The organism is Streptomyces sp. Rer75, from assembly GCF_013414305.1.
In the GTDB taxonomy this organism is placed as follows: Bacteria; Actinomycetota; Actinomycetes; order Streptomycetales; family Streptomycetaceae; genus Streptomyces; species Streptomyces himastatinicus.
Map to the genome: position 1 here is coordinate 7,048,108 of NZ_CP058693.1, position 24,418 is coordinate 7,072,525.

Sequence of the window (24,418 nt, forward strand, 5' to 3'; positions counted from 1 at the left end):
CCGCGTGGGGTCGGTCAGCTGCGGCTGAGCAGGGCGCAGAGGGTGCCGATGCGATTGGTGGTGATCGCGTCGGCACCCGCGCGCAGCAGGCGCCCCATCGAGCGGCGGGTGTCGGCGGTCCAGGCGGAGACCAGCAGGCCGTCGGCGTGGGCGCGTTCGACGAGGCCGGGGGAGACCAGGCCGAAGCGGTAGTTGAGCCAGCGGGGCCGCAGATCGGCCAGCAGGGTGGGCCGGGGCGGCGCGAGGGTGGTCCAGGTCAGGGAGATCTCGGCGCCGGGCTCCGCACGGCGCACCCGGCGCAGCGCGGACAGCTCGCCGCAGTAGTACACCCGGTCCGCGGCCCCGGCCTCGCGCACCTCGGCCACGGCCGCGAGGGCGGCCGACGCGTCGGGCAGGTCGATCAGCAGCCGGGTCCGTCCGGTCGCGGCGAGTGCGTCGCGCAGCGTGGGTATGCCCCCGCCGGACAGCCGCCGTACTTCCTCGGCGGTCAGCGCGGACAGGGGCCGGTCGTGGCCCCACAGCCGCTTGAGGGTCGCGTCGTGGAGGAGGACCGGGACGCCGTCGCAGGTCAGCCGGACGTCGACCTCCACGGCGCCCGCCCCGGCGCGTATCGCCGAGCCGATGGACGCCAGGGTGTTCTCGCGGTGGGTGTACGGGTCGCCGCGGTGGCCGACCGGTATGAAGGCCGCGCCCGCCGCCCTCATCGGGCCGCGACCGCCGTGTAGGCGTCGATCTCCGCGGTCAGCCGCGCCTTGCCCGGTGCGTCCAGGAAGGACGCCTCGACGGCGTTCTTCGCGAGGGCCGCGACGCCCGCCGCGTCCAGGCCGAGCAGCCGGGCGGCGACCGCGTACTCGGTGTTGAGGTCGGTGCCGAACATCGGCGGGTCGTCGCTGTTGATGGTGACCAGCACCCCGGCCTCGACCATCTGCTTGATGGGGTGCTCGTCGAGGGTGGCGACCGCGCGGGTGGCGATGTTGGAGGTCGGGCAGACCTCCAGCGGTATGCGGTGCTCCGCGAGATGGGCGAGCAGCTTCGGGTCCTGGACGGCGCTGGTGCCGTGTCCGATCCGCTCGGCGCGCAGCTCGGTGAGGGCGTCCCAGATCGTCTGCGGCCCGGTGGTCTCGCCCGCGTGCGGAACGCTGTGCAGCCCGGCGGCGATGGCACGGTCGAAGTACGGCTTGAACTGCGGGCGCGGCACGCCGATCTCGGGCCCCCCGAGGCCGAACGAGACCAGCCCCTCGGGGCGCAGGTCGCAGGCGATGCGGGCGGTCTCCTCGGCGGACGCCAGCCCGGCCTCGCCGGGGATGTCGAAGCACCAGCGCAGCACGGTGCCGAACTCGGCCTCGGCCGCCTTGCGGGCGTCCTCGATCGCCTCGGTGAACGCCGCGTCCGGTATGCCGCGCCGGGTCGAGCTGTAGGGGGTGACGGTCAGCTCGGCGTAGCGGATGTTCTGCCGGGCCATGTCGCGGGCGATCTCGTAGGTGAGCAGCCGCACGTCCTCGGCGTCACGGATCAGATCCACCACGGAGAGGTAGACGTCGATGAAGTGGGCGAAGTCACGGAAGACGAAGTAGTCCGCCAGCGCCTCCGGATCGGTCGGCACCTTGGAGTCCGGATGGCGCGCGGCCAGCTCGGCCACGATGCGCGGGGACGCCGAGCCGACGTGGTGAACATGCAGCTCCGCCTTGGGCAGTCCGGCGATGAAGGCGGTGAGATCGGTCAACGAGAACCTCCGGGTGACGGCCGCCGGCGGCGGGCTCCGGTCATCGTAGATGCGGGGGCACGGGGCGCTGTTGCCAGCCCGTAGCATGGGCGGACATCGCTGTGGGGGAGATACATGGCTGACCAGCCCGACCAGCACGAACAACCGCGGCAGCCGGAGCCGCGCGACCACGACCCCTGGGCCCCGCCGGCCCCGCATACGCCCCTTGATAAGCCGGACAAGCCGCCGTCCCGGCCCTCGGTGGCCGAGCAGCAGACGCTCACCTCGCTGCCCACGGGACCGTCCGTCCCGCCCCCGCCGCCCGTGCCGGGGCCCCCGCCCCCCGCCCCCGGTCCGCCGCCTGCCGCGCCGGGGCCGCCGCCGGGCGGCGCGACCCTGCCGAGTGGCGCGACCCTGCCGGGCGCGGTGCCCCCGTCGGGTGCGGTGCCCCCGCCGCCGCCCGCCCCGACGGGGCCGGGCACCCCGAGCGCGTACCAGGGCACGCCGTACGGCACCGGCGGCTACGGTCAGCCGGGCTACGGCGGCCAGGCCCCGTACGCCGGGCCCGGCTACGGCTACCCCGGCGCGGCGTACCCCGCCTACCCGGGCGGTGCCTACCCGGGCGCCGCCTACCCGGGTGCGGGGTACGGCCAGGGCTGGCAGCCGGGCGGGACCTATCTGCCGGACAACGGCACCGGCACAGCCGCCCTGGTGCTCGGCATCATCGGCCTGGTCTTCTTCGCCAGCGTCGTACTGGGCATCATCCTCGGCGTGCTCGCGATCATCTTCGGAGTGCTCGGCCGCGCCAAGGCGGGCCGGGGCGAGGCGACCAACGGCGGCTCGGCCCTCGCCGGGCTCATCCTCGGGGCGACCGCCGTGCTGGCGGGCGTGGTGATGATCTTCGTCTATGTCGCGGCCGCGAACGACGACAGCTCCGACGGCTCCGACAGCTCCGGCTACGCGGATATCTCGGTCGTGCGGGTGCTCCCGCCCGCCGAGATGAGCCGCTGACGCGCCTCCATCAGCGCGAAGCCCAGCAGATTGAGCCCGCGCCAGCGGGCCGGGTCCGCCGCCCGCTCGTCGTCCGCCGCCAGCCCGATGCCCCATATCCGGTCCACCGGGCTGGCCTCCACCAGCACCCGGGAGTTGGTCCCCACCAGATAGTCGCGCAGCGGCGGGTGCTGCCCGAACTTGTGCACACTGCCCTCGACGACCAGCGCGAAGCGGTGCGCCCGCCACCGCGCCTCGTCGAAGCCGCGCACCGAACGGCCCGCGTCCTTGGCCTGTTTGGGGTGCGAGGCGGTCAGCGCCCGCCGCTCGGCGTCCGCGTCGCCGAACAGCCGCGCCTTCCCGGCCATCATCCAGTGCTCGGCGGTCGGGTAGGTGATGCCGTCCACCTCGAACGGCGCGGGCCACCACTGGCTGAAGCACCCGGCGCCCACGCCGCCGTCGCGCCGCGGCCGATGGCCCCAGAAGTACACGTACTTGACGGTCTCGCCGCGCGCCGCCCGGTCCACCAGCTCCTCGACCGAGCGCGGGCCGCCGTCCGCCGTGGCCGATGCCGTCACCCCGTTCGTTTCCATGCCCGGGATTCTCGCACCGGCCACCGACAGCGCCCGGGGCCGCGGGGCCGGTTGTCCTCGCGGGCGATCACTGATTCCGTCGCGAAACCAAAAAGCAACGACGGAATCCCTTGTTGAAGTGCCGGTGCTCTGCCAGGATCATCCCTCGATTCCGGTTGGAGCCACGCCGCTCTCCTCGCGTGAGGGCGGTCCGGCGGAGGAGATCAGGCGATGGATCAGCGATGCGGTCCGACGGAGCGGCGGTTCGCCGAGGGGGCACAGCGTATGGAGTCACGGCACGAGCCCGAGAGCCTGTCCGCACCGCAGCTCGCCGCGATGCGGCGCAGCATGACCGGCGGCCGCATGGCGCTGTCCCGCCGTGGGCTGCTGCGTGCGGGCGGTGCCGGAGCGCTCGCTGCCGGAGGGCTCGGGGCGCTCAGCGGCTGCGGGATCCCGCCCGCCGGGCGCACCGGTGCGGACAGCTCCGCGGATGACCACTCCGCCGAGGAGAAGCGCGTCGCCTTCTCCAACTGGACGGAGTACATGGACGAGACCAAGGGCGGCCGCCGCCCGACGCTGGAGGAGTTCCGGCGCCGCACCGGCATCACGGTGAAGTACACCGAGGACATCAACGACAACGTGGAGTTCTTCGGCAAGATCAAGCCGCAGCTCGCCGCGGGCCAGGACACCGGACGCGACCTCATCTGCGTCACCGACTGGCTGGCCGCCCGGATGATCCGGCTCGGCTGGGTGCAGACCCTGGACGCGGCCAACCTGCCCCACGCCTATACGCACCTGGCGGCGGAGTTCCGCGATCCGGACTGGGACCCGGGCCGCGCCCACTCCTACCCCTGGACCGGCATCCCCGCCGTCATCGCGTACAACAAGAAGGCCACCGGCGGCCGCAGCGTCACCTCCGTCTCCCAGCTCCTGGAGGACCCCCGCCTCAAGGGCCGGGTCGGCCTGCTCACCGAGATGCGCGACACCGTCGGGCTGACCCTTCTCGACATGGGCAAGCGCCCCGAGGACGTCACCGCCGACGACTTCGACGCGGCGGTCGCCCGCCTCCGACAAGCGTCCGACCGCGGCCAGATCCGCCGCTTCACCGGCAACGACTACACCGGCGACCTCACCCGGGGCGACCTCGCCGCCTGCATGGCCTGGGCCGGTGACCTCATCCAGCTCCAGGCCGACAACCCGGAGATCGAGTTCGCCATCCCCGACGCCGGATACATGACCGCCACCGACAACCTCCTGATCCCGGCCGGGGCACGCCACAAGAAGAACGCCGAACGGCTCATCGACTACTACTACGAGCCCAAGGTCGCCGCGAAGATCGCCGCCTACATCAACTACGTCTGCCCGGTCGACGGCGTACGCGCCGAACTCGCGAAGATCGACAAGGAGCTGGCGGACAACCCGCTGATCCTCCCGGACGAGGAGATGGCCGCCAAGTCCCACGCCTTCCGCTCCCTGTCGAGCACGGAGGAGACGGCGTTCGAGGACGCGTTCGCCAAGCTCACCGGCGCCTGACGGCCTGACACGCGAGGAAGTCCACCCATGACCCAGCCCACCACCACCGGCGGCGACGTCCGGCTCGACGGGATCAGCAAGACCTACGGGTCCTTCACCGCCGTCCACCCGCTCGACCTGCACATACCCGCCGGCTCCTTCTTCGCCCTGCTCGGCGCCTCCGGCTGCGGCAAGACCACCACCCTGCGCATGATCGCCGGGCTGGAGGAGCCCACCACCGGCACCATCCGGCTCGCCGGGGACGACGTCACCGCCCTCCCGCCGCACCGGCGGCCCGTCAACACCGTCTTCCAGAGCTACGCCCTCTTCCCGCACCTCGACATCTACGAGAACGTCGCCTTCGGGCTGCGCCGACGGGGCATCAAGTCCGTCAAGAAGCAGGTCGGGGAGATGCTGGACCTCGTCCAGCTCGGCGACTTCGCCCGCCGCAAACCGCAGCAGCTCTCCGGCGGCCAGCAGCAGCGCGTCGCCCTCGCCCGCGCGCTCATCAACCACCCCCGGGTGCTGCTCCTCGACGAGCCGCTGGGCGCCCTCGACCTCAAGCTGCGCCGCCAGATGCAGCTGGAGCTGAAGCGCATCCAGACCGAGGTCGGCATCACCTTCGTCCATGTCACCCACGACCAGGAGGAGGCCATGACCATGGCCGACACGGTCGCGGTGATGAACGGCGGCCGCGTCGAACAGCTGGGCGCCCCGGCCGAGCTGTACGAGAGCCCGGGCACCACCTTCGTCGCCAACTTCCTCGGCACCTCCAACCTCATCGAGGCCGAGATCACCGACAAGAGCGGCGGCGACCTCCTCCTGACCGCCGCCGGGGGCCGCCTCACCCTGCCCGCCGGGCGATGCCGCGCCCCCGCCCGCACGGGCGCCGCGGTGCTGGTCGGGGTGCGCCCCGAGAAGATCTCCCTCACCCCCGCCGAGGACACCGAGGCCGTCCCCGCGGCCCGCAACCGGATGACCGGCCGCATCGCGGACTCCAGTTTCATCGGCGTCTCCACGCAGTACGTCGTGGCCACCCCGGACGGCGCCGAGCTGGCCGTCTACGAGCAGAACATCGAGCGCGACCACCGGCTCGTCCCCGGTGCCGAGGTCGTCCTGCACTGGAGCCCCGCCCACACCTTCGGCCTCGACCCGGCCCAGGACATCGACGCGGGCACCGACACCGGCACCGATGCGGGCACCGACGGGGAGGCGGCGTGACGGCCACGGAGACGCGCGACGCGGCCCCCGCGGCGGCGACCGCCGCGCCCCGCAAGACTGACGTACGCAAGCGGCTGGTGCCCTACTGGCTGCTGCTCCCCGGCATCCTGTGGCTGCTGGTGTTCTTCGTGGCCCCGCTCGTCTACCAGGCGTCGACCTCCGTCCAGACCGGCTCCCTCGAAGAGGGCTTCACCGTCACCTGGCACGTGCAGACGTACTGGGACGCGCTCACCGAGTACACCCCGCAGTTCCTGCGCTCGGTGCTGTACGCGGCCACCGCCACCGTGCTGTGCCTGCTGCTCGGCTACCCGCTCGCGTACCTGATCGCCTTCCGGGCGGGCCGCTGGCGCAATCTGCTCATGATCCTGGTCATCGCGCCGTTCTTCACCAGCTTCCTGATCCGCACCCTCGCCTGGAAGACGATCCTGGCCGACGGCAGCCCGGTGGTGGGGGCGCTGAACTCCCTGCACCTCCTGGACGTGACCAGCTGGCTGGGGATCACCGAGGGGCAGCGGGTGCTGGCCACGCCGCTCGCCGTGGTCTGCGGGCTGACGTACAACTTCCTGCCCTTCATGATCCTGCCGCTCTACACCTCCCTGGAACGCATCGACGGCAGGCTCCACGAGGCCGCCCGCGACCTCTACGCCCGCCCCGTCACCGTCTTCCGCAAGGTCACCTTCCCGCTGTCCATGCCGGGCGTCGTCGCGGGCACCCTGCTGACCTTCATCCCGTCCGCGGGCGACTACATCAACGCCGAGCTGCTGGGCTCCACCGACCAGAAGATGATCGGCAACGTCATCCAGTCGCAGTTCCTGCGGGTACTCGACTACCCGACGGCCGCCGCGCTGTCCTTCCTCCTCATGGCGGCGATCCTCGCGATGGTCACCGTCTACATCCGCAAGGCAGGGACGGAGGATCTCGTCTGATGGCCCTCATCCGCTGGACACGGCGCAACCTGGTGGTCCTCGCGGGGCTCGCCACCCTCGCGTATCTGATCCTGCCGAACGTCATCGTCCTGGTGTTCTCGTTCAACAAGCCCAACGGCCGCTTCAACTACGCGTGGCAGCGGTTCTCCACCGACGCCTGGACCGATCCGTGCGGCGTCCCCGACCTGTGCGGCTCGCTCTCCCTGAGCCTCCAGCTCGCGGTGTGGGCCACGCTCGGCGCGACCGTCCTCGGCACGATGATCGCCTTCGCGCTGGCCCGCTACCGCTTCCGGGCCCGCCCCGCGGTCAACAGCCTGATCTTCCTCCCGATGGCGATGCCCGAGGTCGTCATGGCCGCCTCCCTCGCCACGCTCTTCCTCAACATGGGCGTCGGCTTCGGCTTCTGGACGATCCTCATCGCCCACGTCATGTTCTGCCTGAGCTTCGTCGTCACCGCCGTCAAGGCGCGCGTCATGAGCATGGACCCCCGGCTGGAACAGGCCGCCCAGGACCTCTACGCCTCCCCGGCGCAGACGTTCCTGCGCGTCACCCTGCCGATCGCCGCCCCCGGCATCGCCGCCGGCGCGCTGCTGTCCTTCGCGCTCTCCTTCGACGACTTCATCATCACCAACTTCAACGCCGGATCCACCGTGACCTTCCCCATGTTCGTGTGGGGATCCGCGCAGCGCGGCACCCCCGTCCAGATCAATGTGATCGGAACGGCGATGTTCGCCGTCGCGGTGCTGTGCGTCCTCGCCGGTCAGCTGGCCGGCGCCCGCCGCAAGAGGAGCTGACACCCATGGCCGCAGACGCCATGCCCCGCTCTCCCGGAGGCAGCGACGCTCCCGGACCGCCCGTCCTGGCAGCCCTCGCCGACGTCGCCTACACCCCGTACTGGCTGGACGACCCCGGACGGCCCCGCCCGAATCCCGCCCTGGTCGGCGACGAGCGCTGCGACCTGCTCGTCGTCGGCGGCGGCTACAGCGGACTGTGGACCGCCCTGATCGCCAAGGAGCGCGACCCCGGCCGCGACGTGGTCCTTGTCGAGGGCCAGGAGGCGGGCTGGGCCGCCTCCGGCCGCAACGGCGGCTTCTGCGCCGCCTCCCTCACCCACGGCCTCGGCAACGGCGCCGCCCGCTGGCCCCGTGAACTGCCCGAACTGGAACGGCTCGGCCACCGCAACCTGGACGCCATCGAAACCGCCGTCGCCCGCTACGCCCTCGACTGCGACTTCGAGCGCACCGGGGAGATCGACGTCGCCACCCGGCCCCACCAGGTCGACGAACTGCGTGAAACCGCCGCCCGGGCCGCCGCGCTCGGCGTCCGGGAGCCCGAGTTCCTGGACCGTGACGCGGTGCGCGCCGAGGTCGACTCGCCCACCTTCCTCGCCGGGTTGTGGGACCGCCGGGGCGTGGCCATGCTGCACCCCGCCAAGCTCGCCTGGGGCCTCAAGCGGGCTTGCGCCGAGCTGGGCGTACGCATCTACGAACACACCCCCGCCGAGCAGCTGAGCCGCGCCGGAACAGCCGGAACCGGACCGTCCGGGATGCTGGTGCGCACCCCGTACGGCCGGGTGCGGGCCCGTCACGTCGCGCTGGCCACCAACGCCTTCCCGGCCCTGGTGCGCCGCGTCCGCCCGTACATCGTCCCCGTCTACGACCACGCCCTGATGACCGAACCGCTGACCGGTGAGCAGCTCGCCGCGATCGGCTGGCGGCGGCGGCAGGGCCTCAGCGACACCGCCAACCACTTCCACTACTTCCGCATCACCGCCGACCACCGCATCCTGTGGGGCGGCTACGACATCGTCTACCGCTACGGCGGCGGGGTGCGCGCCGAATACGACCACCACCCGGCCACCTACCGCACCCTCGCCCAGCACTTCTTCCGCTGCTTCCCGCAACTGGAGGGCGTGCGGTTCAGCCACGCCTGGGGCGGCGCGATCGACACCTGCTCGCGCTTCTCCGCGTTCTTCGGCAGCGCACACGGCGGACGCGTCGCCTACGCCCTCGGCTACACCGGCCTCGGCGTCGGCGCGAGCCGCTTCGGCGCGGAGGTGATGCTCGACCTGCTGGCGGGCGACGACACCGAGCGGACCCGGCTGGAGATGGTGCGCAGCAAGCCCCTGCCGTTCCCGCCGGAACCGGTCCGCTGGGCGGGGATCGGCCTCACCCAGTGGTCGATGAGCCGGGCCGACGCCAACGGGGGACGGCGCAATCTGTGGCTGAAGGCAATGGACAGGGTGGGGTTGGGCTTCGACAGCTGAGGCCCGGCGTCAGGTGGGCGGCTTCTTGTTCCGTTCGCGCACGCGGAGCACCACCCACAGCAGACAGCCGCACAGACACCAGCTCCCGACCACATCCAGCGGCCAGTGGTACGCCCGGCGGACCAGACCCGCCCCCACCGCGACGTTGAGCAGGACGACGGCGGCGATCAGCCACCCCCGCAGCCTCCCGCGCAGGAGGGGGAGCAGCAGCACGGCCGCCGCGCCATAGGCGACGGCGGCCGTCGCGGCATGGCCGGACGGGAAGAACCCGGTCTCGCCCGCCAGCGGGCCGGGCGGACCCGGGCGGTCGATCAGCGCCTTCAGCGGTGCGACCAGGGCCGGGACCGCCGCCATCACCAGCGCGGCGGCCAGCGGCCCCGGCCACCACCGGCGCACCACTGCCCGGGTACGCCACACCGCCCAGGCGAGCGCGACGCCGAGGACCGGAAGGGCCACCACCGTATTGCCGAGGTCGGCGAGGAACTCCGCGGCGGGGGAGGGGAGGGGCGATCCGGCGATCGCGCGGCCGAGCCGCTCGTCGAACGCACGCAGCGGACCGTGGGCGGCGACCTGCCAGGCGCACAGCGCGAACACCGCCAGTAGCGCCGCGGGGAGCACGAGCGCGCGGAGGGCCGCGTTGCGGAGGGCATTGCGAAGGGCTTGGAGGAAGACAGACGGCGGCCCCGGAACAGGGGGGGTGGTTCCGGGGCCGCCGTGGCGACCGGTGTGCCGCTCGCCCCGGGGGGTTTGGGGCGGGCGGCCGTCCGATCGGTGAGGAGATCCGGAGCCGGAGGCTCCAGTGGTGTGCGCGAGGGCACAGCCGGGTCGGAGCTGGGGAAGCACCGGCTCGGCATCGCCCGCAGTCCCCTGCGAGCGGGGTGTTTCTCTCATCTGGAACGACCGTACGGCAGCGAGAGGCTGTCGGACAGGCCGATCACCCACCTGTCATCGGCCCCGCACATCTTCTTCACGGTCCCGACGATCCACCCACAGTCACAGCTCGGCGAAGGCGCCCTCGAGGACGTCCAGACCCTCGTTCAGCAGGTCCTCCCCGATCACCAGCGGCGGCAGGAAACGCAGCACGTTCCCGTACGTACCGCAGGTCAGAACCAGCAGGCCGGCGGCGTGGCAGGCCTTGGCGACGGCCGCCGTCGCCTCCGGGTTCGGGTCCTTGGTGCCCGGCTTCACCAGTTCGATCGCGATCATCGCGCCACGGCCCCGGAGGTCGCCGATGATGTCGTGCTTCTCCTGCATCGCGGACAGCCGGCCCTTCATGACCTCCTCGATGCGCCGGGCCTTCGCGTTGAGGTCCAGCTCGCGCATCGTCTCGATCGCGCCCAGCGCCGCCGCGCAGGCCACCGGGTTGCCGCCGTAGGTGCCGCCGAGGCCGCCGGAGTGCGCCGCGTCCATGATCTCGGCGCGGCCGGTGACGGCGGCCAGCGGAAGGCCGCCCGCGATGCCCTTGGCGGTGGTGATCAGGTCCGGGACGATGCCCTCGTCCTCGCAGGCGAACCACTGGCCGGTGCGGCAGAAGCCGGACTGGATCTCGTCTGCGACGAACACGATGCCGTTGTCCCTCGCGAACTCGGCGATCCGCGGCAGGAAGCCCTTGGCCGGCTCGATGAAGCCGCCCTCACCGAGGACCGGCTCGATGACGATCGCGGCCACGTTCTCCGCCCCGACCTGCTTGCTGATCATGTCGATGGCCTGGGCCGCGGCCTCCTCGGCGCAGTTCTCCGGGCCCGTCAGCCAGCGGTAGGGGTAGGCGACCGGAACGCGGTAGACCTCGGGCGCGAAGGGGCCGAAGCCGTGCTTGTACGGCATGTTCTTGGCGGTGAGCGCCATGGTGAGGTTGGTCCGGCCGTGGTAGCCGTGGTCGAACACGACGACCGCCTGGCGCTTGGTGTGCGAGCGGGCGATCTTCACCGCGTTCTCGACCGCCTCGGCGCCCGAGTTGAACAGCGCCGACTTCTTGGCGTGATCGCCCGGCGTGAGCCGCGCCAGCTCCTCGCAGACCTCCACGTACCCCTCGTACGGCGTCACCATGAAACACGTGTGCGTGAAGTCCGCCAGCTGCGCCGACGCCCGGCGCACCACGGCCTCGGCGCTGGAGCCGACCGAGGTCACGGCGATGCCGGAACCGAAGTCGATCAGCGAATTGCCGTCCACGTCCTCGATCACCCCGCCGCCCGCACGCACGGTGAAGACCGGCAGCACACTGCCCACGCCCCCGGCGACCGCCGCGGTCTTACGGGCGAGCAGCTCCTGCGACTTCGGGCCGGGAATCGCGGTGACGACGCGACGCTCCTGGGGGAGGGACGGGCCTCCGGACAGTTCGGTCATGAGGTACTCCACGGGAAGAAAGGGACGTGACAGGGGCTTTACTCGCAGGCTAGGCGCGCGGCGAGCGAAGCGGCATGTTCCGTTCGGGAGCAGTGGGTGTGTCGCCTTGTCCGCGACGGACATAGCCGCAGCCCGGGGACCATCCCGGCACGTCGTGAGGTGCCACCCCGGTGGGGTCGCTGAACTCCCCGGGCGGGAACACTAGATTGAGCGGTGGCGCGGTGGCGCGAAACGCAGAGGCACAGCCGGTCAGGGGGCAAGGGGTAGCAGATGGACACCGAGGGCACGTTCGACTCCCGCAACACCCGACCCACCCCGCCGCCCCGCCCCCCAGCCCCACCCCGGGTGCCCCCGGTGGCCCCCGCGGAGCCCCCGCCGATGCCGCCGGGCGCGCCCACGGCGCCGGGTGCGCCCACAGGGCCGGGTGCGCCCATCGCTCCGGGTGCGCGGCCGTCCTTCGTCGCCTGGCTGCGTACCCCGCGCGCCGAGGCGGCGGGGCCGGGGGTGTGGGCGTATGGGCACAAGCCCAAGCCGCCGGAGGACCCGGACCGGATTCCCACGCGTGGCCTGCTGAGTGGTGCGTTGATCGCGCTCTTGTGTACGTGGCTGCTGTGGTCACTGATCACGCAGGGCTATCTCGGTTCCTACTGGCTGTGGCCGCTGAAGGTGCTCAATGCGGACGAGTGGTTCAACGCGCAGGGCGACAAGGACACCCTTGCGTTGATCGCGAATAGCTACGAGACCCTGTGGTTCTTGATCATCGCGGCCATCTTCAGCCGCGTCGGCCACTGGGCCGAAGTCTGGCGCCGTTACGTCACCCCCCTCTTCCGGCGGGCCTGGGACGAGACGGACGCGGCGGCCGCGCCGAGTCGACCCGAGGCCGATCCCGTCGAGTGGCCGCATCTGCGGGCCGCCGGGGCGCACGGGGCGGCTGATCGGCTGGCGGCCGAGGCGCGGGCCGGGGCGATGAACGATGTCGATCACGCGCGGATCGAGCACGCCTGGCAGTCCGTGCGGGCCGGACGGAAGTCGCTCGCCACGTTCACCGACACCGTGCTGCGCCACGGCGCCGCCTCGCACGGCCATCCGTCCGGCGCCCGGGACCTGCCGGGGCGCACGGCCGAGCACGATCTGCTCGCCCGCCAGGTCCGTCTCGGGACCGCCGTCGACGATCTGCGCAATCCGTACCAGCACCGCGGCGCCGGGCTCGCGCTCGATCCCGATGTGCTGGGGACCTCGTTGCTCGCCGTCGGGCCGCCCGGGTCGGGGAAGACCGGGCGGCTGGTGCGGCCCGTCGTGGAGTCGCTGTGTCTCCAGGCGCTCGCCGGGCGGGTCGCGGTGGTGGCCGTGGGGCCCGCGGGGGCGGGCCTGGGGCCCGACGAGGCGTTCGACGTCGTCGTGAAGATCGGCCGCCCCGACTCCGTCTACGACTTCGACCTCTACGGCGGCACCACGGACCCCGACGAGGCCGCGGGCATCCTCGCCGAGGCGCTGATCGGCGACATGGCCGCCTCGCTGCCCGGTGGCGACAGCCGCCGGGCGGCCACGGCGCTGGCCCAGCTGCTCGGTCCCTATCGCGCCGCCCACGGCCGCTTCCCGTCCGTGCCGGAGCTGCGCGAGCTGCTGGACGGCGCGAAGACGGCGGTCGGCGCGCTGCGCGAGGCGCTCGAGGCGGCGGGGGAGCGGGCGCAGGCGCGTGAGCTGGAGGCGCGGGTGCGGCAGTCCGGGGCGCCCGGGGATGTGGGGGCGCTGCTGGCCGACCGGATCGCGCTGCTGGACCGTCCCGCGTTCGCCGACTTCTTCGACACCGCCGGCGACCGACGGCCGTTCTCCCTCCGCGCCCTCGAACACCCGTTGCGGGTCCGGATCGATCTGCCGGAGCGCGGGCACGCCGAGGCGTCCCGCATGCTGGCCCGTCTCGTGCTCGCGCAGTTCACCGAGTGCGCGGCGGGCCGCGCCGACCGGTCGCTGTTCGCGTGCCTGGTCCTCGACGACGCGTCGCACACCATCACCCCCGAGGCGCTGCGCGGTATCCAGCGCCTCCGCGCCGCCCACGCGGGTGCGGTGCTCACCCTCCGCACCCTCGACGACGTTCCCGAGACGCTGCGCAGCGCGCTGCTGGGGGCGGTCGGCTGCCGGATGGCCTGCGCCGGGGTGACGACGTGGGACGGGGCCCGGTTCGCGGAGGTGTGGGGTACGGAGTGGGTCGAGACCCGGGACGTCACGGACCGGCAGATCATCTCGGACGAACCGTTCACCAAGGTCCTGCACTTCATTCGCAAGGTGGTGACGGGGAAGGCCGTCACCACCCAGTCCGTGACGGTGCGGAAGGTGGAGCGCGAGCGCTGGTCCGCGTCCGAGCTGGCGCATTCGGTCCCGGCCGGGCACGCGGTGCTGTCGGTGACGTCGGTGCGGGGTGAGGGCGGGCCGCCGGTGCTGGTGGATCTGCGCGGTTGAGCCACCATCCGGCTCGAGAGGTGACGTTCTCGGCGCGGATACCACGCATTCGGCCATTGAGGCAGAATCGGCAGTAGCCGTTCATACGGGGCGGTGAAGTCGCATTCGTCGTCGTATTCCGTCGTCGCATCCGCATCGAAGGTGCCATGCCTCCCACGCTCGCCTCACTCGTCCACCACACCGCGCTCAAGCTGTCCGTCCTCGCGGGAGAGGACCGGCTGGAGACGCCGGTGCGCTGGGCCCATGTCAGCGAGCTCGCCGACCCCGTGCCGTACATGGAGGGCGGCGAGCTGCTGCTCATCACCGCGATGAAGCTGGACGCCGAGGACCCGGAGGAGATGGCCCGGTACGTCCGGCGGCTGGCCGACGCGGGCGTGGTGGGGCTGGGCTTCGCGGTCGGCGTCGCCTACGACGAGGTGCCGGCGGCGCTCGTGGCCGCGGCGAAGGAGGAGGGGCTGCCGCTGCTCGTGGTGCCGCGCCGTACGCCCTTCATCGCGATCAGCAAGGCCGTCTCGGCGGCGATAGCCGCCGACCAGTACCGCGCGGTGACCGCCGGGTTCGAGGCGCAGCGCGAGCTGACCCGCGCCGCGATCGGCGCCGAGGGGCCCGCCGCGCTGCTCGCCCGGCTCGCCGCGCACGTCGACGGCTGGGCAGCGCTCTACGACGCCTCCGGCTCCGTGGTCGCCGCCGCCCCCGACTGGGCGGCCCGCCGCGCCGCCCGCCACACCGCCGATGCCGAACGGCTGCGCGCCCGGCCCGCCCCCGCGAGCGTGGTGGTCGGCGGGGGCGGCGTGGAGGCGGGCGACGAGCCGACGGACCGGGTGGAGCTTCAGTCGCTGGGTACGGGGCGCCGCACCCGCGGCGTCCTCGCGGTCGGTACGGGCGCGCCGCTGGGCACCGCCGAACGCTACGCCGTCCACTCGGCCGTGGCGCTGCTGACCCTGACCACCGAGCGGTCCCGGGCCCTGCGGGAGGCCGAGCAGCGGCTGGGCACCGCCGTCCTGCGGATGCTGCTCGCGGGGGAGCCGGACCATGCCCGGGCGGTGGCCGGGCGGCTGTACGGGGGGCTGCTGGACGCCCCGTTCCGGATGCTGGTCGCCGAGGCGGTGCCGGGCGGCGGTACGCACCCGTCGCACGCGGCGTACGCGACGGACGAGACCGCGGCGGAGGCGTCCGCGGACGCCGAAACGGGCACCGGTGCGCCGGGCGACCCGGATCGCGCCGATCCCCTCGGCGTGCTCGTGGACGCCATGGAGGCGGCCGCCGCCCGCGCCGGGGAGGCGGTGCTCGTCGTGCCCGACGGTGAGCGGCTGATCGTGCTGGCCCCGGACGGCGGGGCCGCCGTCGCCGTCTGCACGGAGCACGCCGAGGAGATCGAGAGCCGCCGTGGTACGGGGACCCGCCCCCGCGACCGTGCCGCCGCGGCCCAGGGCGGCGGCCTGGTCGTCGGCCTGTCCGCCCCGGCGGGCCCCATCGCGGCCGCGGCCGCCTACCGGCAGGCGGAGCAGGCCCTGTCGGTGGCCCGGCGGCGCGGCCGGGTGCTGGTCGAGCACGAGCACGTCGCGGCGGGTTCGCTGCTGCCCCTGCTCGCCGACGACGCCGTCCGGGCCTTCGCCGACGGCATGCTGCGTGCCCTGCACGACCACGACGCGACGGGGCGCGGCGATCTGGTCGCCTCCCTGCGCGCCTGGCTGTCCCGGCACGGCCAGTGGGACGCGGCCGCCGCCGACCTGGGCGTCCACCGGCACACGCTGCGCTACCGGATGCGCCGCGTGGAGGAGATCCTGGGCCGCTCCCTCGACGACCCGGATGTCCGCATGGAACTCTGGCTGGCCCTGAAGGCCACGGCCCCGGCGACGCCCGCCCTGAAGTCGAGCTGAGGCGGGCCGACGGCACGCCACGCCATTGCGGTGCGCTGCGGGCGCCGACTGCGCCGCCTCGGACAAACGCGCCACGCGTCCCGCGCGCCTACGGTGGGAGGCAGAGAGACATCCGCACCATCACCCCACCACTTCAGAAGGGTCGGGATCCGCTGTGCCAGACACAAACGAAGCTGTCACCCATGCGTTCTGGCTCGCCGGCCGCGAGGCGACGGGCGAGAGCACGCTCGAGGTCACGTCGCCGTGGGACGGCCGGCGCGTCGGCGCGGTGAGCGTTCCCACCGAGGCGCAGATCGAGGAGGCCGTAGCGGCCGCCGAGGCCGTGCGCGCGGAGTTCGCCGCGACGCCCGCGCACGTACGGGCCGCCGCCCTCGACCACGTGTCGCGACGGCTCGCCGAGCGCACCGAGGAGATCGCCCGGCTCATCTCGGACGAGAACGGCAAGCCCATGAAGTGGGCGCGCGGTGAGGTCGGCCGAGCCGTCTCCGTCTTCCGGATCGCGGCGGAGGAGGCCCGCCGGTTCAACGGCGGGGAGGCCCAGCGGCTGGACACCGACCCCGGCGGCGTGGGCCGTCTCGCGCTGACCCGCCGCTTCCCGCGGGGCACCGTGCTCGGCATCGCGCCGTTCAACTTCCCGCTGAACCTGTGCGCGCACAAGGTCGCCCCGGCCCTCGCCGTCGGTGCGCCGATCATCCTCAAGCCGGCGCCCGCGACGCCGCTGTCCGCGCTGGTCATCGGCGAACTGCTCGCCGAGACCGACCTTCCGGCGGGCTCCTGGAGCGTGCTGCCGGTGCCGAACGACCAGATGCCCGCACTGGTCCAGGACGAGCGGCTGCCGGTCATCTCCTTCACCGGTTCGGACAAGGTCGGCTACGCGATCCAGGCGTCGGTGCCGCACAAGCACTGCACGCTGGAGCTGGGCGGCAACGGCGCGGCGGTCGTCCTCTCCGACTACGCTGCCGACCCCGACCTGGACTGGGCGGCCACCCGCATCGGCACGTTCTCCAACTACCAGGGCGGCCAGTCCTGCATCTCCGTGCAGCGGGTGATCGCGGACGCGTCCGTGTACGAGCGGCTGCTGCCGAAGATCGTCGCGGCCGTCGAGGCGCAGGTCACCGGCGACCCGTCCGATGACGCGACCGATGTCGGCCCGCTGGTCAGCGAGGACGCGGCCAGGCGCGTCGAGTCCTGGGTGGACGAGGCGGTCCAGGCCGGGGCGAAGGTGCTGACGGGCGGTAAGCGCGAGGGCGCGAGCTACGCCCCGACGGTGCTCGCGGACGTCCCGGCGGACGTCACGATCTCCTGCGAGGAGGTCTTCGGCCCGGTGCTGACCGTCCAGAGCGCTGCGGACGAGGACGCGGCGTTCGCGGCCGTCAACGACTCCAAGTACGGGCTCCAGACGGGCGTCTTCACCCGCGATGTGCAGACCGCGTTCCGCGCGCACCGCGCGCTGGAGGTCGGCGGCGTGATCGTCGGCGATGTGCCGTCGTACCGGGCCGACCAGATGCCGTACGGCGGCGCCAAGAAGTCCGGCGTGGGGCGCGAGGGCGTGCGGTTCGCGATGGAGGACTACACGTACGAGCGGGTCATGGTCCTCACCGGGATCGACCTGTAACGAACTCCCGATGGGACCGCCTCGGCTTCTTCCGGACCCTCAACCGGAGAAGCCGAGGCGGGCCAGTCTGAGGGCACCGCGCAGTGTGACGTGGAGGTCGTGCACCCCGGCCGGGGGCGTGGGCAGGGCGGTGCGGACGGTGGTGTACGCGTAGCGGCCGCCGGTGGGCGGGACGGCGACGGTGGTCAGCGGCGTGCCGTCGGCGAGGTGGAGTTCGACCACCGCCTCGACCGCGGTCCCGCCCGTCCCCTCGGCCGTCGCCCCGGCCGTCACCCCGTCCGTCCCCGCGACCGTTCCCTCGCGGGCCGCCTCGACCGTGACCGCCGTCGCGCCCGCGCCGAAGTCGCAGGCGCGGAAGAGCAGTCGGCCGACCGCCTCGTCGCCGCAGGCCACCGCGTCACCGCGGGCCTTGGTGCGGTCGACGAGCACGGTGCCGTCCGCCGCGTCGTGGTCCGCGGCCTCCAGCCCGCGCCGCAGCACCGGGCGCGGGGCGGGCGGCGGGCCGTCGAGGGTGAGGGCGGCGGTGCGGCGGATGTCCGCGCTGGAGGCGCCCGCGTGGATCTCGTACCGGCCCGGGTCGACGGTCCAGCGGCCGTGCGCCACGTCCCAGAACCCCAGCGCCTCGTCCACCGGCACGGTGAAGAACAGCCGCACCCTCTCGCCCCGGCGCAAGGACACCCGGCGGTGGGCGATCAGCAGGCGGTGCGGGCGCGGCACGCGCGCCCCCGGGGCGCTCGCGTAGATCTGTACCACCTCGTCCCCGTCGCACGGGCCGGAGTTGGTGATCGTGCACTCGACGGCCAGCGCCCCGGCGGCGTCCCCGGCCCCGTCCTGCCGCACCAACAGGTGGTCGTAGTCGAAGCGGGTGTACGACAGGCCGTGGCCGAAGGGGAAGAGCGGGGCGCCGTCGAAGTAGAGGTAGGTGGCGCGGGAGGCGATGATGTCGTAGTCCAGCAGGTCCGGCAGATCGTCCTCGGACGCGTACCAGGTCTGCGGCAGCCGCCCGGCCGGTGAGACGTCGCCGCACAGCACCCGGGCCAGCCCGGTGCCCGCGGCCTGGCCGCCGTGCGCGGTCCACAGCAGGGCGGGCAGCGCGTCGGCCGCGTCCCCGACGGCGTACGGATAGCTGCTGGTCAGCACCAGCGCGGTGCGCGGGTTGGCGGCGTGGGCCGCGCGCCACAGCCGGTCCTGCCCGGCGGGCAGGGCGAGGGTGGTGCGGTCCTCGGTTTCGCGGCCGTTGATGTGCGGGTCGTTGCCCAGGACGACGACGACCGCCTCGGCGCCGGCGGCGGCGCGCGCGACGGCGTCCTCGCCGCGTTCGACGACCTCACGGTGGAAGACCTCGGCCCGGGACCGGTCGGCAACCTTCAGGCCGTCGGCGGCGACACAGACATACCCGCCCGTCCCGCCGTGCCTGAGGAGATGTCCGTCGCCGTGCCGCTCCAGCGCGAACGTCTCCTGGACCACCCAGCCCCCGGGCTGCTCGGCGGCGGCCCGTACGAAGCCGTCGTCGGCGACCGTCAGATAGCGGCCGGAGGGGGCGCGCAGCGTGAACACGCCCCCGCCCCAGTCGGCCAGGGCCAGGTCGGTGGGGGTGTCGCCGATGGTCAGCGGCGGCAGGTCGGTGCGCCCCGTCGCGTGCGCCGGGTTGAGCGACGCCTCGCGCGCCCGCTCCTCCGCCACGACACCGGGTGGCACCCGTACCCAGCCCGCCGCGGTGCGCAGCCGTACGGTGTCCGTCCCGTCCACGAACACCACACGGTCCGCGCCGAGCCGCGCGGCCAGTCCCTCGCGCGGCGAGCTGCGGCGCAGCAGGCTGCCGCTGTACCAGTCGAGCTTGCACTCGTCGGCGAGCGGACCGACCACCGCCACGGTGCCGGTCGCGGACGGGGACAGCGGCAGCAGCCCGTCGTTCTTGAGCAGGACGACGGCCTGTTCGGCGGCCTCCAGGGCGAGCGCCCGGTGCGCGGGCGTGTCGAAACCGGCGCCCCGCGGGTCGGCGTACGGATCGTCCTCCCCGTCGAACTCGCCCAGCGCGCACCGCATCGTCAGCAGCCGCCGCACCGCCGTGTCGACGACGGACGCGTCGATGAGCCCGCGCGCCAGCGCGCCCCGCACCCGGCCGATCGTCTTCGAGGAGTCCTGGTCGTGGTCGGTGAAGCTGTCCACCCCGGCCAGCAGGGCGGCCGCCACGCCCTCCTCGTGGGTGTCGAAGTAGTGCTCGGAGTCGACCAGGTTGGAGGGCGCGCCCGCGTCCGAGCAGACCACCAACTCCTGATCGGTCCAGGTGCGCAGGTGCTCCCGCAGATACGGGGAGACGTGGTTGGGCCGCCCGTTGACCAGGTTGTACGCGGGCATCACCCCGGCCACCGCGCCCGCCCGCACCGCGCCGCGGAACGCCGCGAGGTCGTACTCGTGCAGGACGCGCGGGCGCACGGAGGACGACGTGGTGTCGCGGTCGGTCTCGTTGTTGTGCGCCAGCCAGTGCTTGAGGACCGGGGCGGTGCGCCGGCGGTCCGGGTGGTCGCCGCGCAGCCCGCGGGTGTAGGCGGCGGCCAGGGCGGAGGTGAGGTACGGATCCTCGGCGTACCCCTCCTCGTTGCGGCCCCAGCGCGGATCGCGCAGCAGGTTGACCACGGGCGCCCACACGTTGAGCCCGACCCGCGGGTCGCGGGCGCGCATGGCCCGCACCTCGGTGCCGACCGCCTCGCCGATCCGCCGCACCAGGTCCGGGCTCCAGGTGGCGCCGAGCCCGACCGCCTGCGGGAACACCGTCGCAGGACCCATCCAGGCGACGCCGTGCAGCGCCTCCTGCCCGGTGCGGAAGGCGGCGAGGCCGAGCCGCTCCACCGCGGGCGCGTACTGGTGGAGCATGGCGATCCGCTCGTCGGGGGTGAGCCGGGTGAGCAGGTCGTCCACGCGGGTGCCGAGCGGCAGCCGCGGATCGCGGAAGGGCGGACGGGTCGCCGGCTCACCGTGCTCGCAACCGCTCACAGGTCTCCTCGCGGAGGTCGGAGGTGTGATTCGAAGCGCTTCGATGCTGCGGGCCCAGGGCCCGCCCTGTCAAGGCTCAACGGCTCAACGCCCCTTTCCCGCCATCCCGTTGCGGAAAGGCGAGAAATAACGGAACGCCAACGACTGCTTCCCGCCCGGCCCTTGCGCGACCTGACCCCCCGACTTAATCTCAGCGCAATATCGAAGCGCTTCGACCATTGGTCGTACGGCGGGCTCGCCACGAAGGGTTGACGCAATGCCGAACTCCCAGGCTTCGGCCTCCACTTCCCCTCCCAGCCGGAGAACCTTCCTGGCCTCCACGGCGATCGCCGCGGCGGCCGTGACGGGAGGCGTTCCGCTGTTGTCCGCGTGCTCCACGGAGAGTGGCGGCAACAAGAAGGGGACCACCTCCGGCAAGGAGCTGAAGAAACTGCTCCCGGCCTATGTGGCCTCGAAGGTGGCGGACCCGGATATTCCGAGTGTCAACGGCTCCAGCCCCGGCTATACCAAGGCCCCGCCCCCCGCCGAGCTGGTCGGCTCCGTGCGGGGCAAGCCCGGGCACGGCGGCAGCTACACCATGTTCGAGCCGCTGTGGGGCACTCCGCCGCCCAAGAACAACGCCTATTACCAGGCCGTCAACGAGGCGCTCGGCGCGAAGATCAAGCTTCAGCCGCAGGACGGCAACACCTACGGTGAAAAGCTCAGCGCGGTCCTCGCCTCCGGAGACATCGCCGACATCGTGATGATTCCGCTGTGGGAGATGGGCGGAAAGATCCACGGCGCGGTCAGCGCCAAATTCGCCGACCTCGGCCCGTATCTCTCCGGCGACAAGGTCAAGAAATACCCCAACTTGGCCGCCATTCCCACCGCCGCCTGGCAGATGTCCGTCTTCGGTGGCAAGCTCCGCGGTCTTCCGATGCCCTCCCGTCCGCTCTCCGGGGTCATCCCGTACTATCGCGAGGACCTGTTCAAGAAGAACGGATATCAGGTCCCGAAGAGCCCGGACGAATTCCTCGCCCTCGCCAAGGAGATCACCCGGCCCAAGAGCAAGGTGTGGGCGTGCGACGACATGTGGTGGGCGGCACAGCGGTTCTTCGGCTGCCCGGGCGAAAAGCCGTACTACTGGGTGGAGAAGGACGGAAAGCTCGTCCACAAGGTGGAGACCGACAACTACCTGGAAGCCCTGGAGTGGTGCCGCAAGCTCTTCGCCAAGGGCTATGTCCACCCGGACGCGATCGCGGGCAAGGCCAATGACGCGCTGACCCGCTTCACCTCCGGTCAGACCCTCATCTACAACGACGGCGACGCCAAATGGTACGGCGCCACCTTCGAACAGGCCGAGCCCAACCCCGACTTCAAGATCCAGGGAATGGACTACTTCGGCCCCGACGGCGGCGACCCGGTCCTCTATCTCGAACCGCCCGCCGCAATCTGGTCCTTCCTCAACAAGAAACTCGCCAAGGAGGAGATCGAGGAAATCCTCGCCCTCGCCGACTTCATCGCCGCCCCCTACGGCACCAAGGAGCAGCGCCTCATCGACTACGGCGTCGAGGGCGTGCACCACACCATGAAGGACGGCGTCCCGGTCAAGAACGCCACCGGCGTGCGGGACGTCCAGGACACCTACCGCTTCATCGTGTCCCCCCAGGCCAGCGTCGCGTATCCGGACTTCCCGCAGATGGTCGAGGACTACTGCGGCTGGATGCAGCGCAATGGCGAGTTCGCGAAGAAGCCGCTCTTCTACGGCATGCAGATCCAGGAGCCCAACCGGTACGCCTCCCTCTACACCCCCTTCGAGGACCTGGCCAAGGACGTCACCCGCGGCCGCAAGTCCATCAAGGACGCCCAGCGGGCCATCAGCGACTGGCGCAGCGGCGGCGGCGACCGGCTCCGCGACTGGTACGCCAAGCTCCTGGAAGAGAACGGCAGCGGCGCCTGATGGCGGTGCACCTCCGCGACCGGAACCCCCGCGACCGGAACCCCCGCGGACGGACGGCGACCGGCGACCGGACGGCGCCCGGCGGCCGCCGGGGCGCCCGCGGCCGCCCCGCGGACCGTGTCCGGTGGTGGCACCGGCTGCGCCGCGACCGCACCCTGCTGCTGATGACGGCCCCCGCCGTCGGGCTGCTCGTGCTGTTCACCTATGTCCCGCTGCTGTGGACCACGGTCGCCTTCAAGGACTACGACCCGTTCACCCAGGGGCTGTGGACCAGCCCCTGGATCGGGTTCGAGAACTTCACCCTGCTCTTCCAGGACAGCCGCTTCTGGGACGCCTTCGCCAACACCCTCAGCATCACCTTCATCCAGCTGGTGCTGTTCTTCCCCGTTCCGGTCGCGCTCGCGCTGCTGCTCAACAGCGTGCTCAGCGACCGGCTCCGGGGCCTGGTGCAGTCGATCCTGTATCTGCCGCACTTCTTCTCCTGGGTGCTGGTCATCACGATCTTCCAGCAGATGCTCGGCGGCGCCGGGCTCCTCGCCCAGCAGCTGCGGTCCCATGGGTACGAGGGCTTCGACCTGATGACCGACCCGGGTGTCTTCAAGTTCCTGGTCACCGCCCAGCTGGTGTGGAAGGACGCGGGCTGGGGCGTGATCGTCTTCCTCGCCGCGCTGTCCGCCGTCAACCAGGACCTGTACGAGGCCGCCGCCGTGGACGGGGCGGGCCGTTGGCGCCGCATGTGGCACGTCACGCTGCCCGCGCTGCGCCCGGTGATCGCCCTGCTGCTGGTGCTGCGCGTCGGCGACGCGCTGACCGTCGGCTTCGAGCAGATCCTGCTCCAGCGCGACGCGGTGGGGCCGGGCGCCTCGGAGGTCTTCGACACCTATGTGTGGTGGGTCGGCATCGCCAACACGGACTACGGGATCGCCGCCGCGGGCGGCCTGATCAAGGGCGTCTTCAGCCTCGTCCTGGTCCTGATCGCCAACAAAGTCGCCCATATGCTCGGCGAGCAGGGGGTTTACCGGAAATGACCGTGACCGAGCGGCCCGCTGCCCCGGCCGCGACACCCTCCGGCGAACCGCTGCGCCGACGCGGCCGGGAGAAGCGCCCGGTGTGGGAGGAGGAGCCGGGCAAGGTCGGTCAGGGGATCAAGGGCATCACCCTGACCGGGGTGTGCCTGGCGATCCTCGGCCCGCTGTGGGTGGTGGTCGTCACCAGCCTCTCCGACCAGAAGACCATCACGGAGGCCGGTGGTCTGGTCATCGTCCCCAAGACGATCACCTTCCGGGCCTACACCGAGCTGCTGAGCGGCGGCACGGTGACCCGCGCGACGCTCGTCAGCCTCGCGCTCACCGCGGTGGGCACCGCGATCAGCACCGCCGTCTCGGTGCTGTGCGCCTACGGACTCTCCCGCTCCGGGTCGTTCCTCCACCGTCCGATCCTGATGCTGCTGCTCGTCACCATGTTCTTCAACGCCGGGCTGATCCCCACGTATCTGCTGGTCACCGGCGTCGGCCTGGAGGGCAGCTACTGGTCGATGATCCTGCCGAGCGCCATCTCCGTCTTCAATGTGCTGGTGCTGCGCGCCTTCTTCCAGGACACCGCGCCGGAGCTGGTCGACAGCGCCCGCATCGACGGCGCGGGGGAGTGGCGGATCCTGTTCCAGATCGTGATGCCGCTGTCCAGGGCGGTGATCGCGGTGGTGTCGCTGTTCTACGCGGTCGGCTACTGGAGCCAGTGGTTCAACGCGATGCTCTACCTCAACGACCAGCAGATGTGGCCGCTCCAGATGATCCTGCGCCAGCTCGTCATCAAACAGCAGGCGCCGCAGGGCATGTCCCAGATGATCTCCACCCAGCAGATCCCGAGCCTGGCCGTGCAGATGGCCGTCATGGTGCTCGCGCTGATCCCCGTCGCGGTGCTCTACCCGTTCGTCCAGAAGCACTTCACCAAGGGCATGCTCATCGGCGCCGTCAAGGGCTGACCGAGCCGGCCGTCCCGTTC

General features: G+C 72.3%; 18 protein-coding genes. 12 read left to right on the top strand and 6 right to left on the bottom strand.

Annotation, left to right across the window (positions count from 1 at the left end; genetic code table 11):
- Positions 1–14: 14 nt before the first annotated feature.
- Together HYQ63_RS30435 and HYQ63_RS30440 are read right to left on the bottom strand one after the other, a co-directional pair.
- Positions 15–704 (bottom strand): glycerophosphodiester phosphodiesterase, encoded by a 690-nt coding sequence (locus HYQ63_RS30435; protein WP_179937021.1) that lies wholly within the window; start codon positions 702–704, stop codon positions 15–17.
- Entirely contained in the window at positions 701–1,723 is a 1,023-nt protein-coding gene (locus HYQ63_RS30440; RefSeq protein WP_179937022.1) for an adenosine deaminase, read from the bottom strand. Before HYQ63_RS30440 ends, HYQ63_RS30435 begins: the two co-directional genes overlap by 4 nt.
- Before the next feature lie 114 nt (positions 1,724–1,837).
- Between HYQ63_RS30440 and HYQ63_RS30445 the strand changes: the two genes are divergently transcribed.
- Positions 1,838–2,713: a DUF4190 domain-containing protein gene (locus tag HYQ63_RS30445; protein WP_179937023.1), complete on the top strand. Its 876-nt coding sequence runs from the start codon at positions 1,838–1,840 to the stop codon at positions 2,711–2,713.
- Here HYQ63_RS30445 and HYQ63_RS30450 read toward each other — a convergent pair.
- Positions 2,659–3,285 carry an NADAR family protein gene (locus tag HYQ63_RS30450; RefSeq protein ID WP_179937024.1) on the bottom strand — a complete coding sequence of 209 codons (627 nt, stop codon included), beginning with the start codon at positions 3,283–3,285 and terminating at the stop codon, positions 2,659–2,661. The genes HYQ63_RS30445 and HYQ63_RS30450 overlap by 55 nt on opposite strands.
- A gap of 264 nt (positions 3,286–3,549) precedes the next feature.
- Here HYQ63_RS30450 and HYQ63_RS30455 point away from each other — a divergent pair, with 264 nt between their 5' ends.
- The 5 genes from HYQ63_RS30455 to HYQ63_RS30475 are packed head-to-tail and all read left to right on the top strand — an operon-like array spanning position 3,550 to position 9,189.
- Positions 3,550–4,797 carry a spermidine/putrescine ABC transporter substrate-binding protein gene (locus HYQ63_RS30455; protein ID WP_179937025.1) on the top strand — a complete coding sequence of 416 codons (1,248 nt, stop codon included), beginning with the start codon at positions 3,550–3,552 and terminating at the stop codon, positions 4,795–4,797.
- Positions 4,798–4,824: 27 nt separating this feature from the next.
- Positions 4,825–5,997 (top strand): ABC transporter ATP-binding protein, encoded by a 1,173-nt coding sequence (locus HYQ63_RS30460; protein WP_179937026.1) that lies wholly within the window; start codon positions 4,825–4,827, stop codon positions 5,995–5,997.
- Positions 5,994–6,923: an ABC transporter permease gene (locus tag HYQ63_RS30465; RefSeq protein ID WP_179937027.1), complete on the top strand. Its 930-nt coding sequence runs from the start codon at positions 5,994–5,996 to the stop codon at positions 6,921–6,923. The genes HYQ63_RS30460 and HYQ63_RS30465 overlap by 4 nt, the downstream gene beginning before the upstream one ends.
- Positions 6,923–7,717 carry an ABC transporter permease gene (locus HYQ63_RS30470; protein WP_179937028.1) on the top strand — a complete coding sequence of 265 codons (795 nt, stop codon included), beginning with the start codon at positions 6,923–6,925 and terminating at the stop codon, positions 7,715–7,717. Before HYQ63_RS30465 ends, HYQ63_RS30470 begins: the two co-directional genes overlap by 1 nt.
- A 5-nt stretch (positions 7,718–7,722) precedes the next feature.
- Entirely contained in the window at positions 7,723–9,189 is a 1,467-nt protein-coding gene (locus tag HYQ63_RS30475; protein ID WP_373689160.1) for an NAD(P)/FAD-dependent oxidoreductase, read from the top strand.
- 9 nt (positions 9,190–9,198) lie between these two features.
- Here the strand turns inward: HYQ63_RS30475 and HYQ63_RS30480 are convergent, their stop codons facing one another.
- Positions 9,199–9,807 carry a phosphatase PAP2 family protein gene (locus HYQ63_RS30480; RefSeq protein ID WP_306664847.1) on the bottom strand — a complete coding sequence of 203 codons (609 nt, stop codon included), beginning with the start codon at positions 9,805–9,807 and terminating at the stop codon, positions 9,199–9,201.
- A gap of 375 nt (positions 9,808–10,182) precedes the next feature.
- Positions 10,183–11,532: a 4-aminobutyrate--2-oxoglutarate transaminase gene (gene gabT / locus HYQ63_RS30485; protein ID WP_179937030.1), complete on the bottom strand. Its 1,350-nt coding sequence runs from the start codon at positions 11,530–11,532 to the stop codon at positions 10,183–10,185.
- 270 nt (positions 11,533–11,802) lie between these two features.
- Here gabT and HYQ63_RS30490 point away from each other — a divergent pair, with 270 nt between their 5' ends.
- The 3 genes from HYQ63_RS30490 (at position 11,803) to HYQ63_RS30500 (ending at position 17,484) form a co-directional block, all read left to right on the top strand.
- Positions 11,803–13,989: an ATP-binding protein gene (locus HYQ63_RS30490; protein ID WP_179937031.1), complete on the top strand. Its 2,187-nt coding sequence runs from the start codon at positions 11,803–11,805 to the stop codon at positions 13,987–13,989.
- A 146-nt stretch (positions 13,990–14,135) separates the two neighbouring features.
- A complete protein-coding gene (locus HYQ63_RS30495) occupies positions 14,136–15,869 on the top strand; it encodes a PucR family transcriptional regulator (protein ID WP_179937032.1) in 1,734 nt (577 codons plus the stop codon).
- 154 nt (positions 15,870–16,023) lie between these two features.
- Entirely contained in the window at positions 16,024–17,484 is a 1,461-nt protein-coding gene (locus HYQ63_RS30500) for an aldehyde dehydrogenase family protein (RefSeq protein ID WP_179937033.1), read from the top strand.
- 39 nt (positions 17,485–17,523) lie between these two features.
- On the opposite strand, the gene HYQ63_RS30505 is transcribed toward HYQ63_RS30500, so the two are convergent.
- Positions 17,524–20,478, bottom strand: coding sequence for a glycoside hydrolase family 3 C-terminal domain-containing protein (locus HYQ63_RS30505; RefSeq protein ID WP_179937034.1), 2,955 nt, complete (start codon positions 20,476–20,478; stop codon positions 17,524–17,526).
- 256 nt (positions 20,479–20,734) lie between these two features.
- On the opposite strand from HYQ63_RS30505, the gene HYQ63_RS30510 reads away from it, so the two are divergent.
- From HYQ63_RS30510 to HYQ63_RS30520, 3 genes are read left to right on the top strand one after another with little or no spacing between them, the layout of a single operon-like run.
- Positions 20,735–22,417, top strand: coding sequence for an extracellular solute-binding protein (locus tag HYQ63_RS30510; RefSeq protein ID WP_179937035.1), 1,683 nt, complete (start codon positions 20,735–20,737; stop codon positions 22,415–22,417).
- Entirely contained in the window at positions 22,417–23,445 is a 1,029-nt protein-coding gene (locus HYQ63_RS30515) for a sugar ABC transporter permease (protein WP_257232250.1), read from the top strand. The genes HYQ63_RS30510 and HYQ63_RS30515 overlap by 1 nt, the downstream gene beginning before the upstream one ends.
- On the top strand, positions 23,442–24,398 hold the full coding sequence (locus HYQ63_RS30520) for a carbohydrate ABC transporter permease (RefSeq protein WP_123104260.1): 957 nt from the start codon (positions 23,442–23,444) through the stop codon (positions 24,396–24,398). Before HYQ63_RS30515 ends, HYQ63_RS30520 begins: the two co-directional genes overlap by 4 nt.
- Positions 24,399–24,418 lie beyond the last annotated feature (20 nt).